The 17,735-nt window shown below is 71.5% G+C and carries 17 protein-coding genes; 6 read left to right on the forward strand and 11 right to left on the reverse strand.

The annotated features are described in order from the left end of the window. Both VFF97_RS04325 and VFF97_RS04330 read left to right on the forward strand, forming a co-directional pair. On the forward strand, positions 1–698 hold a 698-nt coding region (locus tag VFF97_RS04325), incomplete at its 5' end, for a LamG domain-containing protein (RefSeq protein ID WP_325032268.1). Between the two features lie 52 nt (positions 699–750). Continuing rightward, positions 751–2,511, forward strand: coding sequence for a hypothetical protein (locus VFF97_RS04330; protein ID WP_325032269.1), 1,761 nt, complete (start codon positions 751–753; stop codon positions 2,509–2,511). Between the two features lie 21 nt (positions 2,512–2,532). Here the strand turns inward: VFF97_RS04330 and VFF97_RS04335 are convergent, their stop codons facing one another. Further along, positions 2,533–3,528 carry a glycosyltransferase gene (locus VFF97_RS04335; RefSeq protein WP_325032270.1) on the reverse strand — a complete coding sequence of 332 codons (996 nt, stop codon included), beginning with the start codon at positions 3,526–3,528 and terminating at the stop codon, positions 2,533–2,535. A gap of 162 nt (positions 3,529–3,690) precedes the next feature. Between VFF97_RS04335 and VFF97_RS04340 the strand changes: the two genes are divergently transcribed. After that, the gene (locus VFF97_RS04340) at positions 3,691–4,731 is read left to right on the forward strand and encodes a glycosyltransferase (protein WP_325032271.1); all 1,041 of its coding nucleotides are present in this window, start codon (positions 3,691–3,693) and stop codon (positions 4,729–4,731) included. 34 nt (positions 4,732–4,765) lie between these two features. Here VFF97_RS04340 and VFF97_RS04345 read toward each other — a convergent pair whose 3' ends face one another. From VFF97_RS04345 to VFF97_RS04380, 8 genes are all read right to left on the reverse strand, one after another. Beyond that, positions 4,766–5,557: a polysaccharide deacetylase family protein gene (locus VFF97_RS04345; protein WP_325032272.1), complete on the reverse strand. Its 792-nt coding sequence runs from the start codon at positions 5,555–5,557 to the stop codon at positions 4,766–4,768. Continuing rightward, a complete protein-coding gene (locus tag VFF97_RS04350; protein ID WP_325032273.1) occupies positions 5,554–6,348 on the reverse strand; it encodes a hypothetical protein in 795 nt (264 codons plus the stop codon). Before VFF97_RS04350 ends, VFF97_RS04345 begins: the two co-directional genes overlap by 4 nt. Then, positions 6,345–7,715: a hypothetical protein gene (locus VFF97_RS04355; RefSeq protein ID WP_325032274.1), complete on the reverse strand. Its 1,371-nt coding sequence runs from the start codon at positions 7,713–7,715 to the stop codon at positions 6,345–6,347. Before VFF97_RS04355 ends, VFF97_RS04350 begins: the two co-directional genes overlap by 4 nt. Positions 7,716–7,772: 57 nt before the next feature. Further along, positions 7,773–8,753: a glycosyltransferase family 2 protein gene (locus VFF97_RS04360; protein WP_325032275.1), complete on the reverse strand. Its 981-nt coding sequence runs from the start codon at positions 8,751–8,753 to the stop codon at positions 7,773–7,775. Beyond that, positions 8,750–9,592 carry a hypothetical protein gene (locus VFF97_RS04365; protein WP_325032276.1) on the reverse strand — a complete coding sequence of 281 codons (843 nt, stop codon included), beginning with the start codon at positions 9,590–9,592 and terminating at the stop codon, positions 8,750–8,752. The genes VFF97_RS04360 and VFF97_RS04365 overlap by 4 nt, the downstream gene beginning before the upstream one ends. 1 nt (position 9,593) lies before the next feature. Then, on the reverse strand, positions 9,594–10,424 hold the full coding sequence (locus tag VFF97_RS04370) for an ABC transporter permease (RefSeq protein WP_325032277.1): 831 nt from the start codon (positions 10,422–10,424) through the stop codon (positions 9,594–9,596). A 1-nt stretch (position 10,425) separates the two neighbouring features. After that, complete coding sequence (locus VFF97_RS04375) at positions 10,426–11,640, reverse strand: ABC transporter ATP-binding protein (protein ID WP_325032278.1); 1,215 nt, start codon at positions 11,638–11,640, stop codon at positions 10,426–10,428. A gap of 64 nt (positions 11,641–11,704) precedes the next feature. Next, positions 11,705–12,715 (reverse strand): glycosyltransferase family 1 protein, encoded by a 1,011-nt coding sequence (locus VFF97_RS04380; RefSeq protein ID WP_325032279.1) that lies wholly within the window; start codon positions 12,713–12,715, stop codon positions 11,705–11,707. A 108-nt stretch (positions 12,716–12,823) separates the two neighbouring features. Between VFF97_RS04380 and VFF97_RS04385 the strand changes: the two genes are divergently transcribed. Next, a complete protein-coding gene (locus tag VFF97_RS04385) occupies positions 12,824–14,020 on the forward strand; it encodes a glycosyltransferase family 4 protein (protein ID WP_325032280.1) in 1,197 nt (398 codons plus the stop codon). A 4-nt stretch (positions 14,021–14,024) separates the two neighbouring features. Continuing rightward, positions 14,025–14,804 (forward strand): polysaccharide deacetylase family protein, encoded by a 780-nt coding sequence (locus VFF97_RS04390; RefSeq protein ID WP_325032281.1) that lies wholly within the window; start codon positions 14,025–14,027, stop codon positions 14,802–14,804. Here the strand turns inward: VFF97_RS04390 and VFF97_RS04395 are convergent. After that, positions 14,798–15,766, reverse strand: coding sequence for a glycosyltransferase (locus VFF97_RS04395; protein ID WP_325032282.1), 969 nt, complete (start codon positions 15,764–15,766; stop codon positions 14,798–14,800). The genes VFF97_RS04390 and VFF97_RS04395 overlap by 7 nt on opposite strands. Beyond that, a complete protein-coding gene (locus VFF97_RS04400; protein ID WP_325032283.1) occupies positions 15,763–16,701 on the reverse strand; it encodes a glycosyltransferase in 939 nt (312 codons plus the stop codon). The genes VFF97_RS04395 and VFF97_RS04400 overlap by 4 nt, the downstream gene beginning before the upstream one ends. 83 nt (positions 16,702–16,784) lie before the next feature. On the opposite strand from VFF97_RS04400, the gene VFF97_RS04405 reads away from it, so the two are divergent. Further along, positions 16,785–17,696 (forward strand): glycosyltransferase family 2 protein, encoded by a 912-nt coding sequence (locus VFF97_RS04405; protein ID WP_325032284.1) that lies wholly within the window; start codon positions 16,785–16,787, stop codon positions 17,694–17,696. Positions 17,697–17,735: the final 39 nt, after the last annotated feature.

The raw sequence follows: 17,735 nt of genomic DNA on the forward strand, positions 1-17,735 counted from the left end.
CGACTCCGACGCCGACGCCGACGCCAACGCCGACGCCAACGCCGACTCCGACGCCCACTCCGACTCCGACGGTCCCGGTCGGTGACGAGGTCGCGCTGTGGTCGTTCGAAGAGGCGTCCGGCACGACCGTCACCAGCACGACGGGGATCACCGGCACCGCGAGCGGCGGGGTGACGCGCGTCGCCGGTGCGAAGGGCGGCGCACTGCGCTTCGACGGCACGAACGGCCGCGTCACCGTTCCGCACTCGCAGGCGATCAACCTGACGGGCGCGCTCACGATCGCCGCGTGGGTGAAGCCCGAGCGTCAGGGAACGCAGTACATCGCGAAGAAGTCGGTCATCGGATCTGTCGACGGCTACGAGCTCGCGCTCGCGAGCAACGGGTTCGCGTTCTTCCGCCTCAACGAGGCGACCTCAGGGAACACGTACCGCGTGAACGCCACGACGGCCTACCCGACCTCCGGGTCGACCTGGGTGCACCTCGCCGCGACGTACGACGGCGCGACGATCCGCATCTACGTCAACGGCGCTCTGCAGGCGTCGGCGCCCGGTCCCTCCGCCGTGGCGTCCAACACGTCGGCGCTCGCGTTCGGAGATCAGCCCGGCGGTGGCTACCCGCTGCTCGGCGCCGTCGACGAGGTCTTCCTCGATGACCGGGCGCTGACCGCGCAGGAGATCGCCGCTCTCGCCGTACCCTGAGATGGTGCCGGGTGACGCCCGGCATCATCCTGGGGGAACGGACGGGGGTTTCGTGGACTCGCATCCGCACGCCGGTCACGGCGGCATCGAGCTCGTCGCGGCACAAGACGCGGAGTGGGCGAACGCGCCGCGGCAGCTCGTCGACGCGATCGCGGCATCGACTTCGCCTGACGAGCTCGAGGCGGTCCTGCGCGCATCGCAGAGCGGCGCCGCGGCGACTCTGCTCGACGCCCGACCCGCTGCCCTCGTCGCGCTCGCGAGCGTTCCGAACGACGAGGCGGAGGACCCCGAAGCCGACACGATCGGCGGCCTCGCCGGTACGGACGTGCTGCTCGTGGGGGCGACGTGGGCGACCCTCCCGGCAGCCGTCGAGCACCTCGGCGGACGCGTCACGATCGTGGACGAGGTATACGCGCGCGTACATGCGGCGACGCTGCTTCGCGCGGCGACATCGCGGCGGGGCATTCATCTCGAGGCGGATGCTCCGCTCCCGTTCCCCGATCGCGCGTTCGGCACGGTGTTCTACGACATGTCCGACTTCGACGCGCGCGGCGACCGCGAAGCCGTGCAGCGCCGCCTCGCCGAGATCGCGCGCGTCGCGGCACCGCGCGCTGCGGTGGTGATCGGGCTGCGGCACCCGGTCTTCGCCGCCATCGACCGCCACGCCGGCCGCGGACGCGCGGAGCGCCTGCGGAACGCGCTCCGCGAGCTGCGTCTGCGCGATCTTCGTACGCCGTGGGACCCCGGGCTGCGCCGCGCGGGCCTGCGCCCGCAGCGGCTGCTGGTTCCGGCCCGCGACTCCGCCGTGCTCCCGAGGCTCATGGCGCCCGCGCCGGCCCGCGATGCGTTGCGCGACCTCGTGCCGCGCGACGCGCGCGAACGCATCCGTCGCCTCGCCGCCCGCGCGGGCGTCGTGACGGGGCTCGCGCCGCGCGCGGTCGTCGTCGCGCATCCCGAGGGCGAGCCCACGGTGACCCTCGCGGACCGCCTCGTCGGAGAAGGGGCGGAGATCATCCCTCGCGAGACATGGCGAGTGGCCCTCCTCGGAGAGCACAGCTTCGCGAAGCTCGCTCTCAGCGCAGGACAGGATGAGAGCGTCGCGACGGAGATCGCGCGCACCGAGGCGGCCTCCGGAAGCGCGCTCGCGAACCTCGTACCGGAGAGCTTCACAGGACTCCGGGTCGGTCCAGCGGTGGCGGCCCGTACGCCACGTATCAACGTCGAACCGCCCGCGCCGGCGGCGTTGGGTGGAGTCCTGGCCAGGATCCTGGAGTCCATTCCCGTTTCGGAATGCGACTCGATGGGCGACACCGACCTCTTCGCTCGGGTTCTGCATCCGCGCCTTCCCGGCAACGTGACCGAGGGCGGGTGCGATGCCCTGCGCGACCTGCTCCTGCGGCGACACCGAGAGGTTCGCGTGCCGGTGGGTCCGACGCACGGCGATCTCATCGTCGACAACGCACTGCTCGACGCGGAAGGCCGAGGACACGTCATCGACTGGATCAGGTTCGAGCAGCGCAGCCCCCTGTTCATCGATCCGCTGCAGGCGGTGCTGAGCATCCACCAGCGCGAGCGCGGGGGCGACCTGGCACACGCGGTCGCCGCGTTCATCGACGGGGAGGTCGCCGGACCGCTCGCGACACTCGCCGATGAGCGCTCGGCCGGGCTCGATCGCGCCGAGGCATCCGCGTGGCTGCTGCTGCACGAGGTGACCGCGCTTCAGAACCCCGTCGACGCACCGAGCGCGGAGCGCCTGCGCCGCGTGGCGCGGGTCATCGAGGAACGGATGCCGCCTCCACCGTTCCAGGAATGAGCGCCGCTGCCGCTCGCGAGGTCACGACGGAAGCGTCGCGGGCGGCTCGACCTGCGGCACGGACCTGTCGATGCGGCCGAACCGGAACCCGAGCGCGGTCGCGACTTCAAGCGTGATCTCGGTGAAGTCGGACGCCCGCGGCACGCGCCGGAACTTGCGCAGCACGCGCGAGACGAGCGCCCCGATGCGGCTCAGCCGTCCAGGGGATTCGGTCCCGGCGTCGCCGTCGACCGGAGAGCCGGATGCTTCACCCGCGGCCTCCGGCGCGGCATCCGCAGTCGCCGGTGGACGCGCGTTGTACGCCTCGGCGACCCGCGCGAACTTGTACGCGAGCATCTTGTCGCCCACGCCGTACCCGAAGCCCTGGCGCATCGTCGCGCGCAGTCCCGTCCGGTTGCTGACGTTCACGATCGCCGAGTCGTTCGCGATGAGCGGGTAGCCGGCGAGCTGGACGCGCCAGCACAGGTCGAGGTCCTCGCCGGTGCGAAGGGTCTCGTCGAAGCCGCCGACCTCGTCGAAGACCGCCTTGTGGATGCCCATGTTGCCGGCTCCCGCTCCGGCGAGGTACGGGAAGAACGGCATCCGGTAGAGCGACCAATCGAAATAGGTGGGGTTCTCGGGTCGTGAATTGAGCTCGGGGCGGCGAGAGGTGCCGCTCACGAACGGAGCCTCGGACAGCGAGCCGTGCATGAGTGCGAGCCAATCGTCGGCCACGACGTCGTCGGCGTCGCAGAACACGAGGAACGGTGCCCGCGCGGCGCGCGCGCCGGCGTTGCGGGCCGCACCGGGGCCGCGTCTCGCGGACGCGTCGATGAGCCGCAGGTGGGGCGTCCGCTGCATCCGTCGCCGTGTCAGAGCGGCCGTGCCGTCGGTCGACCCGTTGTCGCACACGAGCACCTCGAACGAGAAGTCGGCGGTCTGACGCTCCAGCGCGTCAAGCTGCGCATCGAGGGTCTCCTCGGCGTTGTAGGCCGCGATGATGACCGACACGCGCGGTGCGACGTCATCCGATGTCACGCAGCCCCCAGCACCCCGTCCGACTTTGCGCGTTCCTCACGCTCGACCCACAATACCGGCCCTGTGGATGAGGCCCTTGCGCCGCGTGACGCGCCCGGTACAGTGACCTCACGGGCGCGAGGCCCGTAGCGCGGGAACCGGATCTGGGGAGCGGAGACGCGTATGTCGAGCGATCGACCGGCGGTGAGCGTCGTGATCGCGGCGTACAACGCCGAGGCGACTCTCGCCGAGCAGTTCGCCGCGCTCGAGCGGCAGGTGGGCGATGTCGACTTCGAGATCCTCCTGTGCGACAACGGCTCGACCGACGGAACGCGCGCGCTCGCGCACGCGTGGGCGGAGCGGCTGCCGATGATGCGCGTGATCGACGCATCCGCTCGTCGAGGTCCTGGCGCGGCGCGCAACATCGGCGTGACACATGCGCGAGGGGAGTTCCTCGTGTTCTGCGACGCCGACGACGTGATCGCCGACGACTGGATCGCGCAGATGCACTCGTCCCTGCGCGAGGCGCCGTTCGTCGCGTCGCGCATCGAGCACCGCCGGCTCAACCCGCAGTTCCCCGAGGAGTTCCGCGCGGCGGAGGGCATGATGTATCCGACGTCGCGGCTGCCGCAGTTCCCGATGGTCGGGTCGGGGCACATGGGCGTGCGCAAGGCCGCATTCGAAGAGGTCGGCGGTTTCGACGAGTCCATGAGCACCGCCGAGGACCTCGATCTGAGCTGGCGTCTCCAGCTCGCCGGGCACCGCCTCATCGGCAACCCGAACGCGATCGTGCACGTGCGCCACCGCCCGACGCTCCGCGGTGTCTACCGCCAGGCGTACGGTTGGGGGAGCCTCCACCGGTGCCTCCACCACAAGTACGAGCACGTGTTCGCGGCGCATCCGCCCGGTCCGCCCCATCCCGGCGTCGAGTTGCCGCCGACACCCGCGTGGCGCGATCCCGAGGTCGACGCGCCGGACGAGACGACGGATGCCCCACCCGCCGCAGCGCCCGCGCCTTCCCCTCCCGAGGGCAGGGCCCGCAGGATCCTCCGCCGCGCCGGGCGCATCCCGCGCAAGATCCGGCGCATCGTCCGCTCGCCGATCGAGCTCGCCCCTTATGCGCGCCGCCTCGGCCTCAGCGTCGGTCGCATCATGAGCCGCCGCGATCCGAACGCGCCGCAGCTCGCGCCGGACGGGCGCTCGTGGGCGTCGCCGAAGCAGTGACGAGCGGGCGGACGCGGCATCCGCCGCCGTCTCGTCAAGACCGGAACAGCGCTTCGCGCGACATGCTCTTGACGTGCGGATGCGCGCGCAGCAGCTCGCTCGTCGTCGCCGTCGTGTAGCCCCGCTCGTCGATCGCGGCAAGCACGCGGCGCAGCACGTCGGCGCGGTCGAACTCGGGCAGTCGCTCGCCCGGCGCGAGTCGCTCGGGGTCGGCGCGCGCGTCGTGCAGCAGCAGGATCGCGCCGGGGAAGATCCCCGCCACCGCCCGCTCGGCGACCGCCTCCTCGGTGTCGTGCAGCCAGTCGAGGGCGTCGCCCGACCAGATGATGAGCTCGAGGCCGAGGCGGCGGATGCCCCACGCCTGCCGCAGCGTGTGCGTGCCGTACGGCGGGCGGTAGAGGCGGATCGGCACACCCGCGATGTCTTCGATCGTCGCGCGCGAACGGCGGATGCCGTCGAGCGCCTCGCGGTCGGACATGTCGGTGAGAGCGCGGTGGTTCGGTCCGTGGAGGGCCACCTCGTGACCCTCGACGACGATGCGACGGACGATGTCCGGATGCTGCGCCGCCGGCTCCGCGAGCACGAAGAACGTCGCCGTCGCCCGGCGCTCGGCGAGGAGGTCGAGGATGCGGGGGGTGTCGCGCGGGTTGGGTCCGTCGTCGTAGGTCAGCGAGACGACCCGCTCATGCGTGTCGACGCAGTGGGTGCCGAACGCGGCGAACAGCCACGACGGCAGGAAGCCCTTGCCGTAGCGCACGCTTCGGAACTCTCCAGCGGGCGGGGGGACGGCCTCGAGGTCGCGCCGCCGCACGAGCAGGCTCGTCACGCCTCGTCCTGCTCGGGGAGGGCGCCGTCGATCACGGCGAGCTTGCGCCGGGCATCCGGCGTGCCCGCCTTGTCGAGCCGCGCGCGCAGAGCCTCGAGCGCCTGTTCGAGCGTGACGCCCAGCACGAAGTTGAAGGACCAGTGGTCGTCGGGGTCGAACGCGCGGTCGATGCCGCGGCGCCGCGGCGCGGGGTCGTGCCCCGTGATGTCGCCCGACTCGAGGAACGGGATGCCGGGGGTGCGGGGGCCTGAGGTCTCGAAGTCCGTCACGACGGGCCGCCCGTCGAGCAGCCAGATGTTGTGCGGCTGAAGGTCGCCGTGGAGGTATCCCGCCATGTACATCTCGAGCAGCACCTCGAGCGCCGTCGCGCTCATGTCGAGGCGCTCCTCGCGGGTCATGTGCTCGCTCGCGACGTCGAGGCGCGCGGAGTCGGGCAGGCGGGGCACCGAGAAGCCCTGGCGATGCCACTTGACGACGGGCATCCGCCACGGGCGATCTCCGAAGAGCTCGTAGCTGCGACGCTCCGCGGCGAGGTTGGACCGCCCGATGTCGGTGCGCAGGAAGTACTTGCCGACGACCTCCTGGCCGCGGATCTTCGAGAACACCGTGACCGAGTGGTCGGCGCTCTTGATGAACGTGCAGGTGACCGGCGTGCCGTACAGCCGGACCATCTTGGCGCGCCCGATGACGCGGCTGACGAGCGTCCGGCGGACCCCCGGGTCCTCGTAGACGGTGCGGCCGAGCGGCGCGAGCGTGCGCGGGCGGGGCGGTTCTTCGATGTCGGCGGTCATGATCTCTTCGGGCGGAGCAGGTTTCGGATGCGTCGCAGCAGGTGGTACCCGCCGCGCAGGATGCGCGAGTTGGCGGCGCGCTCGCCCGTGCGGGAGAACCGCGTCGACACGTACAGCTCGCGCTTGGCGGCCGCGTACGGGGTCGGCTGGATCGTCGTGCGGGTCAGCCGGTCGATGAGGGCGTCGTTGCGGTAGACGGCGCGGTCGACTGCGCGCGGCACGGAGTATCCGTGACCCGACAGGAACCCGTCGAGCAGTCGCAGCGCGGCGTCGTCGTCGGTGACGTGCGCGACGAGGTCGTCGGGCAGGTCGAGCTCGCGCGCGAGGCCCTGCAGTCGAGGCACGTACGCGGGCTTGACGTCGGCCTTCTGGAGCTTGGCGTGGTACAGCAGCGAGAAGAAATGGTCGTCGATGCGCGGGATCGCGACCTTCTCGTCGAGCCACGCGCGGCGCTTGAGCAGGTCGTTCTGCCAGAGCGCGTCCATGTAGCCGTCGCCCACCCAACGGATGTCGAAGATGACCTCGCGGCCGTCGACGGACGTCGCGAACGCCGCCCCCGCGACCTCGCCGTGGCGCGGGCGGGCGCCGACCACCGCCGCGAAGTCGCGCTGCTCGCGCGCGAGCACGTCGATCTCGGGGTCGGTCGCGATGATGCCGGGGATGTCCTCGAAGTTGCGCAGGACGACGTACTCGCACGCGAGCTTGAGCACAGCCCACAGCTCGTCGAGGCTCGCCCAGCCGTCGTCGCCGACGAGGTCGGAGCGGATCTCCTCGCGCACGACGTCGTCGCGCGGCGTCTCGGGGTGGAGGACCTCCTCGAGCCGCTCGGTTCCGATCAGGAGGGCGGCGTCGCGGAAGAACTCGCGGATGTTGTTGCTGGAGTGCACGGTGTAACCGCCGGCGAGGGCGCGCGCCGCCTTCTTGGCGCTCGCGGCGTGCACGTTCGTGAGCTCGACGAAGCCCGACACGTTGCGGCGGTAGCGGTAGATCGGCGCCGGGTCCTCGGCGATCACGAGCAGGAACGTGCCCGTGCCGACGTCTTCGTGCTTCGTCGAGACGCCCCACAGGGGGTCGCCGTACAGGCGCTCGAAGTTGCGGATGATGCGCTCGTCCGACCACGTGATCTCGAACTCGCCGAGCACGTCGAAGTGCTCGCGGATGATGTCGAGGATCGCGTCGTCGTGCTCGCGCGCCTTGTGCCACACGACGAAGAGCTGGAAGTCCCGGTCGTACTGGTGCCGGAACCCCTCGACCGTCTCGTCGAACGTGAAGCGCAGGTCGGACGGCGTGAAGGTGCGCACCGGCACCGCGCCCACCTGCGCCGCGGCGCGCGGTGCGCGCGCCGTGTCTGCGTCAACAGCGGTCATTGATCCCCCCAGCGATCTGCCCGTGCCATCGGACATGCGACAAAGATACCGTCCGGCTCAGCTCACTCCCATGGCCCGATCCCGGCGGCGCGCGATCCAGCCGGCCGGGAAGCCGGCGACGAGACCCGTGAGCTCGGCGACGGCGCGAGTCAGGATGACGGGCGACGTGATCCGCCGCACGAGCGGGCGACGCGAGCCGTCGGCCATGCGAGGGCCGAAGCGGACGAGCATCTCCCACACGTAGTCGCTCTGCGCGCGGATCGTCGACCACACGTAGCGGCGTACGAGCGGATGCCGCCAGCCGTAGACGCGCGCGAGCAGCACGATGTGGTTACGCCGGGCGTAGTACAGGTAGCGGCGGTCGAAGCGCTTGCCGCCGCTCGTGTACGGGGCGGCGACGTGGCGCACGAGCGCCGCGGGCTGGAACACGAGCGTGCCGCCCGCGCGCTTGAGCCGCAGCGAGATGTCGGACTCCTCGCACAGGCACGTGCCCGGGTAGTTGCCGCGGATGCCGCCGATCGCCTCGAGCGCGGAGCGGCGGAACGACATGTTGGCGCCCAGCAGGTGGTCGACCTCGATCACCCGGCCGGGGTTCGCGCCGAAGTTGCCCGTCAGGCGACCATCGGGCAGCAGTCGCCCGATCTCGCCGAGCCCTTTGGTCTCCTCGCCCTCGATGCCGTTCGACGCGCGGCCGCCGACGCCCACGACGGCGGGGTCGGCATACGGCTTGCGCAGCTCGTCGAGCCAGTCGGGGTCGACGTACGCGTCGTCGTCGATGAACGCGACGATGTCGCCGGTCGCTGCGGCGAACCCGATCTGCCGTGACTCGGGCATCGTGCCGGGGCCGAGGTCGTTGCGCAGCAGCGTCACGTGCGGGAACTCGTCGGCCATGAGCTTCTTCGTGCGGTCGTCGGGTGACGCGTCGACCACGATGATCTCGTGCGGCGCGGAGTCGAGCCGGCCGAGGTGCTCGAGGCACGTGCGCACGAACTGCGGGCGCGCGTAGGTGATCACGATGACGCTGACGGAGAGGGTCATGACGCATCCGCCTTCGATTCATCGACGTCGACGAGCCGGTACCAGTCGCGACGGCGCAGGGGATTGAGCAGGACGGTGCGCACCGGATGCCGCTGGCGCGACGCCCAACGCCGGTACACGACGGGGCGCGAATAGTCGTGGGTGTGCCCCGACCAGCCGAACTTGCGCCGGATGGTGTCGTGGTCGCGCACCCACGAGTAGTGGAGCACGGCGCTCTCGGGCCGGATCACCTCGTGCACGACGGTCTTCTTCGGGTGGAACGGGTCGGTGTTCCACGGGCGCAGGTCGACCCGGTAGAGGGGCACATCAGCCTGACGCGCCTGCCGCAGACGCGTTCCCGCCCGCACGGCGAGGGGTCCCGGGTACGACGCCGCCGGTCGCCAGAAACGTGTGGAGCCTTCGAGGTAGCGCCCCGGCGCAACGCGTGAGTACAGCCAGCGCGCCGGATAGTGCATGCCCGACGTGCCGGTGGTGTCGGCCCGCCGCAGCGACGCGAAGAACTGGGCCGGGTCGAGCATGACCTCGTCGGTGTCGAGCTGGATCACCCAGTCGGCGCCGTCGGATGCCGCGTCGAGCGCGTTCTGCCGCTGGAAGGTGTCGTTGTCGAGGGGGTTCTCGTCGAGCCGCGCGAAGCGCCCCGGCACATCGACGCACTTGCCGTCGCGGTCGAGCTCGCGGATCGTCGCGAGGCATTCGTCGACCGGCAGGGGAGTCCCCGTCCATGACGTGCGCGTCTCGTCGTACGACAGCACGATCCGGTCGACGTGGTCGTAGTACGACGCCACGCTCTCGCGGAGGTGGTTGGGGTCCCCCACGAGGATGTAGGCGGAGACGCGCATCTCAGATGAAGTCCGCGAACTCGCGCTCGTTCTTCTGGAAGACGATCGTGCCGAGCAGGAACACGAGCGGCGCGGCGATGATGAGGGCGACGATCTGCCAGACGGGCGGCTGGGCCGTGCCGAGCAGCGACCACCGCATGATCTCGAGGAACCACGTGACCGGGTTGATGTCGAAGAGCCAGCGGATGCCTTCCGGCACCTCCGAGACCGAGTAGGCCACCGGGCTCGCGTAGAGCAGCACCTGGAGCGCCCACGGGAGGACGTAGCCGACGTCGCGGTACTTCACGAGGTACGCGGCCGCCGTCAGGCCGAATCCGGTTCCGAGGATGCCGATGAGCAGCGCCCACACCGGCAGCAGCAGCACGCCCCAGCCGGGGACGATCCCGAACACGAAGATGAGCACGATCGCCAGCACGAGCCCGACCGCGAAGTCGAGGAGCACCGATGCCAGGCTCGACACGGGCACGAGCAGGCGCGGGAAGAACACCTTCTGCACGAGCGACTGGTTGCTCACCATCGAGCTGGAGGAGCGGCCCAGCGCACCGTTGAAGAGGTTCCACGCGAGCATGCCCACGAGCGTGAACAGGAACGCGGGCGTCGGACCCGTGGACAGGCCGGCGATGTAGCTGAAGACGATCGTGAAGACGCCCGCACTCACGAGGGGCTGCAGCAGCACCCACGTGAAGCCGAGGATCGTCTGGCGGTAGCGCACGATGATGTCGCGCTGCGCGAGCCGCACCGCGACCTCGCGTGCGCGCCACACCTCGCGCCAGTCGGGCATGTTGAGACGCCCGGGGGGCGTGATGACGGTGACCTGAGGCTGGTGTTCCATGTCACGCCTTCCCGTACTCGAAGTCGACGAACACAAGGCCCTTCTCGATGCTCGAGGACTCGGCGAACTCGGGGTAGGGGAGGTCGGGCAGCACTTCGAACTTCCACGCGCCCTCCCACGCGTCGAGCACGCCGGCCTGGCACACGTAGGCGTCGACCGTGTAGACGCCGGGCTTGAGCCACAGATCGCGGATCACGAGCCGCCCTCGGTTCTCCTCGGTGGGGTCGAACCACTTGCCGACCAGACGCGAGTCGCACTGCGCGATCACGGAGCCCTGGTCGTTGTTGATGTGCATCGAGACGAAGTACGTGCCGATGAGCTTCTTCGACGGCGGCAGCTCGAACTCGACGGCGATGTCGTCGCCGGACTTGATGAACTCGTCCTCCATCGAGACGCGCGACAGGCGCACCATGCCGTTGCCGGGCCGGTTCTTCGGGTCGGACTGCGCGAGCGCGAAGCTCTCGAAGCTGTCGCGATACGCCTGGAGCGTGCCGTCGACGGTTCCCGAGTAGACGAGCTTGCCGCGGTCGAGCAGCATCGCCGAGGTGCACAGCGCCTGCACGGTCTGCAGCTGGTGGCTGACGTAGAGCACCGTGCGGCCGCCGCGCGCGGCTTCGCGCATCTTGGCGATCGACCGGCGCTGGAACTCCGCGTCGCCGACCGCGAGCACTTCGTCGATCGCGAGGATCTCGGTGTCGAGGTGAGCCGCGACCGAGAACGCGAGGCGCACGTACATGCCCGACGAGTAGCGCTTGACGGGTGTCGCGAGGAACTTCTCGATGCCCGAGAACTCGACGATCTCGTCGTAGCGCCGCAGGATCTCCTTGCGCGTCATGCCGAGGATCGCGCCGTTGAGGAAGATGTTCTCGCGGCCGGTCAGCTCGGGGTGGAAGCCGGTGCCCACCTCGAGGAGCGACCCGACGCGCCCGCGCAGCTCGATGCGGCCGCGCGTCGGCGCGGTCACGCGCGTGAGCAGCTTCAGCAGCGTGGACTTGCCCGCGCCGTTGCGCCCCACGATGCCGAGGGCCTCACCCTGCGGCACGTCGAAGGTCACGTCGTCGAGCGCGTCGAACAGCGTGTACTTCGCCTTGCCCGTCGAGCGCAGCCACTGGATCGCGGCAGCCGCCGCCGTCGACGGACGTTCGCCGAGCGCCCCGAGGCGATACGTCTTCCCCAACCCCGCGACCGAGATCGCGGCCTCCCCAAGAACCGTCACGAGAGAAGAATCTACCTGGTCAGACGGCGACGGCCCGCCGCGGCTCAGGATCCCTCGAAGACCCTCAGGATCCGCTGAAGACGCGGTGCCACACGGCGGCGTGCTCGCGCGCGCTGCGCTCCCACGTGAACTCCCGCGCGCGCTCGCGTCCGCGCGCCGCCATCGTCGAGACGGCGGGGTCACCGGATGCCGCGAACAGGATGCCCTCCGCGACATCCGCTCCCGTCGGCTCCACGAGCACGCCGGCGTCGCCGACGACCTCGGGTAACGCGCTCGTGCTCGCCGCGACGACGGGCGCGCCGGCGGCCAGGCCCTCGAGCGCGGGCAGCCCGAAGCCCTCGTAGAGCGAGGGCACGACGACCGCCGTCGCGCCCGCGAACAGTCCGGGCACGAGGGCTGCGGGCACGCGTCCGACGAGCCGCGTGCGGGGGAGCTTCGAGAACAGCGCGGTGCGGCGCGGATGCGGCGGGCCCGACAGCACGAGCGTCAGGTCGGGTCGCGCGGCGGACACCACCTCCCACGCTTCCGCGAGCGCTTCGAGGTTCTTGCGCCGCGACGCGCCTCCGGCGTGCAGGACGTACGGTCCCGTGATGCCGAGCACCGCGCGCGACTCCGCGTCGAGCGGCTCGGCGTCGAGGAACACCGGGTCGACGCCGTTGTAGATCGCGTGCACGTGCTCGAGCCCGAGGAACTCGGCCGCGTCGTCGGCGGCGTACTGCGATGGAGCGATGACCGCCGCGGCGCGGTGGAGCTCGTGCGCGGCGAACGGCTCGGGCGGCGATTCGTCGTCGAACCGCCACGCGACCGTGTCGTGGATCGTGATGACCTCGGGCACGCGCGCGGGCGGCATGCCGAGCCCCATCCGGTGGACCACGTCGGCGCCGCGGTAGAGCATCGCCCCGACGGCTGACCGCACGCCGGAAGGGGCGCGGCCGGTGATCCAGTTCGGAAGCCGCACGGTGCCGGGCAGCTCCGACCGGAGCGAGCGGGCGATCTCGCGCCGCACGACCGTGCCCTCACCGGCGGCCGCGGCGGCGCGGGCGACGATCTCTTCCTCGTACACCTGCTGACCCATGGGCGCGCCGACGGCTATCGTGGCGAATGTGATGCGAATGGTGCAGGACCTCCGTCGGGCTTCCGCGCGGTGACGCGCGTCGTTGAGAGCGTAGCGAGGGAAGACGCCATGGCGGAGATCGCACTCGTCACGAGTTCGTTCCTGCCTCGCATCGGCGGGGTCGAGGAGCACGTGCGGCACGTTGCCGAGGGGCTGCGCGAGCGCGGGGTCGAGGTCGCGATCTGGACGGTCGACCGCGGCGACGACGTGCCACCCGATCTCGACGGCATCCCTATCCGCGTGCTGCCCACACCGATGCCCGCCCGCTCGCTGCGCGCGCTGCTGTCGTTCGTATGGCACGCGCCGCGCGCGGCGCTCCGCTGGAGACGCGCGCTCCGCGCCGATCGACCGGCGGCCATCCACGTGCACTGCTTCGGTCCGAACGGGGCGTGGGCGACCGAGGTCGCGCGCTTCGCGCGACTGCCGCTGGTCATCACGAGCCACGGTGAGACGTTCGGAGACGCCGACGACGTCTTCGGCGGGTCGGCGCTCATGCGATGGGCGCTGCGGCGGGGCATCCGTCGTGCCGCCGCCGTCACCGCGGTCTCGGCGTTCACCGCGCGGGATCTCGAGGAGCGGTTCGGGCTCGAGCCGGGGCGCGCCGCGATCGTGATGAACGGCGTCGATCTCGATGAGGAGGGGGCGGATGCTCCGCCTCTCCCCGCGCGGTACTTCGTCGCCCTCGGACGCCTCGTCGGCACCAAGGGGTTCGACCTGCTCGTGCGGGCGTTCGCGTCGGCCGATCTGCCGGAGGACGTGCACCTCGTGATCGGGGGCGAGGGCCCCGAGCGCGACGCCCTGCTGTCGCTCGCCGCGAAGCGAGGCGTCGCCGACCGCGTGCACCTGCCCGGGCGTCTCGCACGCGAGAGCGTCGGCCCCACGGTCGCGCAGTCCCTCGCCCTCGTCGTGCCGAGCCGCACCGAGGCGTTCGGGATCGTCGTGCTCGAGGGTTGGCGGGGTGGGGTGCCGGTCATCGCGACATCGCACGCCGGTCCGGCGGAACTCGTCCACGACGGAGTGGACGGGTGGCTGGCCGACCCGTTCGACGAGCGCGCGCTCGCGGCGGCGCTCGAGCGCGCGGTGCACGATCGCGACGAGGCGGAGCGGATCGCCGCCGCGGGCAGGGCCCGCGTCGATGAGTTCACGTGGGACCGCGTGGTCGACGGCTACCTCGCCGTCTACGACGAGCTTGCCGCCGACGACGGGTCCGCGGCGGCTAGGATGCGTTCGACCGTCCGTGGGGCTCGGGCGGCGACGCAGGGGTGATGCGATGAAGGCGGTCGTCGTTCGACCGGTGGTCGTGTGGGGCGGCCGCGAGCTGGTGGGCGGAGAGTTCTCCGCGCAGAGCGCGCTTCCGCGCTTCGTGCCGTCGTTCGCGAGCTCGCCGCTGGGCACCTACTGCGTCGACACGACCGACCGCACGCTCTCGCTGACGTACGACGACGGGCCCAATCCCGACGACACCCCGCGCATCCTCGACCTGCTCGCCGAGCGCGGTCGCACGGCGACGTTCTACGTGCTCGGGCAGCAGGTGAAGCGGCATCCGCAGATCGTCCGTCGCATCGTCGACGAGGGTCACGAGCTCGCGCTGCACGGCGACACCCACGATTCGCTCCTCACGATGAGCACGCGCACGGCCGTCCGCCGCATCCGCGATGCCAAGGCGCTCGTCGAGGACACGGCGGGCACGCGGCTGCGCACCTACCGCCCGCCCTACGGCGAGCACACGCTCGCGCAGGCGTTCGGCATCCGCGCTCTCGGCCTGCGTCTCGTGAACTGGTCGGGCGACGCCGTCGACTGGATCGACGACGAGGAGTCGGCGGTGGCCGAGCGATCGCTCGCGGGCGTGTTCCCGGGCGCGATCCTCCTGCTGCACGACCATCGCGGCGACCCCGAGAAGCTCGAGGAGGGCCAGCGCCTTCCGGCGTTCGACCGTGCGGGCGTGCTGCGCCGCATCCTCGACGGGCTCGACGAGCGCGACTACGAGACGCTGACCGTCAAGGACCTGCTGGCCAAGCACGTCAACGTGCGCACGCACATCCGCTACTGACGATCGCCCGCAAGGTACTGCTCCAGGAGCGATGGCGGCAGCGGACGGATGCGGGGATCGATCCGGCCGAATCGCTTGCCGAGGGCCTCGCCGAGTCGCCACGCGATGTTGGCCTGGCCGGTTCGCGTGAAGATCCGCCCGAGGCGACCGAGAACGCGAGCGACGCGACCGGATGCGGCGGCGCCCGCGCCGCGTCCTCCCTCGTCGCCTTCGGGCGGAGCGACGGCCGCCGGTGCCGGCGGGTCGGTGTCGGCCGCCGCGATCGCCGAGTACTTGTATCGCAGCGCACGCGTCCCCGCCGCGTACGAGCGCGCCTGACGGAAGACCGCCCGCAGCCCGTCGCGCTGGCGGGAGTGGACGACGGCATCCGTCAGGTACACGAGCGGATGCCCCGCGAGCTGAACGCGCCAGCAGAAGTCGAGGTCCTCGCACGTGAGCAGGAGCTCGTCGAAGCCGCCCGCCTCGTCGAACACGTCCTTGCGCACACCGAGGTTGCTCGACGCCGTCGCGCGGAAGCGCGGCCAGAACGCGAGGCGGATGTCGCCCGAGACCTCCCAGCTCACCGAGAAGCGGTTGCCGGTGTTGAGCGAGCGACCTTCGAGCGTGCCCGCAGCGACCTCGACGTCGTCGAGGAGGGCGGATGCCATGCGCTCGAGCCACCCGTCGCCCACGATGTCGTCCGCGTCGCAGAACAGCAGCACGCGCCCGCGCGCGGCCGCGGCGCCGATGTTGCGCGCCGCCGCCGGCCCGCGCCGCGCGGACGCGTCGACGAGCCGCACACGCGCGTCGCGCTCGGCCCACCGCCGCACCAGTGCGGACGTGTCGTCGGTCGAGCGGTTGTCGCACACGAGCACTTCGATCTCGTGTGCGGCGGGCTGGGAGAGCAGTGCCGCGAGCTGGTCGCCGAGTGTCGCCGCCGCGTTGTACGCGGGGACGATCACCGACACCTCGGGGGCGCTCACGCCGTCGCCCGTTCCGCGTGGGTCGAGCCCGGACCGTCGTACGGTCGCACGCTCCGGTCGATGCGGCCGCACCGAAGGCCCGCTCTGCGTGCCTGGCGCTGCAGGAACGGCGCGACATCGCGCCAGCCGCGCAGATGGAAGAGCCGGCGCAGCTTGCGCTTCGCGCTGTCGGCGAGCTCGGCTGCCTGGCCACCCGACGACTCGTGCTCCTGCGGCGTGGCGTCGGCGGGGACGGGCACATGGGCGAACTTCGCCCGCAGCTGGCGTTCGGCGCGCCCGTAGCGGTACCACTGCCGCAGCGTCGCGCCGAGCTCGGAGCGCTCGCGGATGTGCACGATCGCATCCGGCGCCTCCCCGAGCGGCGTGCCCGCGAGCTGGATCCGCCAACTCAGGTCGGTGTCCTCGCCGATCGGGAGCGAGGTGTCGAAACCGCCCACGGCGAGGAAGACGTCGCGGCGCACGGCCATTGCGCCGGCACCCGCGAACGCGAGGTGGGGGAGCGTCTCGAGCCGGAACGTCGGGCCCATCGTGAGGCCCTCGGGGTGCTCGGGGTTCAGGCGCGACATGCCCCACGTGCACCCGACGAAGTCGTGCGCGCGCATCGCACCGACGATCCCGGCGAGCCAGCCGTCGTCGACGACGTCGTCCGCATCGCAGAACGCGACGATCGACCCGCGGGCCGCCTCGACGCCGACATTTCGTGCTCCGCCCGCGCCGCGTGCGGCCGATGCGTCGACGACCCGCAGGCTCGGCAGGGCGGACGCGTGCGATTCGGCGACGGCGGCCGTGGCATCCGTCGAGCCGTTGTCGCACACGACGACCTCCCATGGCACGTCCACGCTCTGGCGTGCGAGCGCGTCGAGCTGGTCGCCGATCGTCGCGGCGGCGTTGCGCGCGGCGATGACGACGCTCACGACCGGCCCGTCGTCCCCCATCACCGTCTCCGTCCGCCCCGAGTCGTGCCGATTGTACTGAAGCGCGCGGCAGGGGCCGCGCGTGAAGTCGGTAGCATTCGCCTATGCCCGCCCGCCCGCCGCTGGTCAGCGTCGTCGTCGCGACCAACCGCGCCGGAGAGCACCTGGGTGAGGCTCTCGACTCGGTCGCGGCGCAGACGCATCCGGCCGTCGAGCTCATCGTCGTCGACGACGGATCGCCCGATCCGGATGCGGTAGCGGCGATCGTGTCGCGGGCCGAGAACGCCCGCCTGCTGCGCCAGCCGCCGACCGGTGTGAGTGCCGCCCGCAACCGGGGCGCGGGGGAGGCGCACGGCGAGCTGCTCGCCTTCCTCGACGACGACGACCGGTGGCATCCGGAGCGGCTCGCACGTCACGTCGCCGCGCACGCGGAAGATGCGGATGCGGTCGCGAGCTACTGCGGAATCCAGACGATCGACGCCACGGGCGACCGTGTGCTCGCCCCCGCCGACCAGATCGCGGTCGGGTCGAGCGCCGACATCGCCCGCCGCCGCACGGGCATCCTGCTCGGCAATCTCGTGATGCGGCGCGACCGGTTCGTCGAGGTCGGCGGGTTCGACGAAGGGCTGCGCCTCGCCGAGGACTACGACCTCATTCTGCGGCTCGCGCGGCACGGGCGATTCCTCTTCGTGCCGGGTGCCCTCGTCGACTACCGCGCCTACGGCGAGAACTCGACGGGCCGCCATCGCGCGCTCGTGGCGTCGATCGACGAGGTCGTGCGGCGGCACGAGAAGGCAGCCCGAGCCGACGGGGACGACGAACTCGTCGCCGCGCTGCGCGACAGCGCACGCAAGAACGACCGCTTCGCGTGGTGGAGCGCGGGGCGCGCGGCTCGGCGCGCATTGGGCGAGCGTCATCCGTTGCGGGCAGTATCGGAGGTGTGGTGGGCGCTGCGCACCGCGCCGCTCGGCCTCGCCGACGGTGTCGTGCGACGGCTGCGGGGAATCCGCGACTGACGGCGTGCTCCGCGCACGCGAGACGGCTTTGGGGGAGAC

The sequence above is a fragment of the Microbacterium sp. genome (genome assembly GCF_035687345.1).
GTDB lineage: Bacteria > Actinomycetota > Actinomycetes > Actinomycetales > Microbacteriaceae > Microbacterium.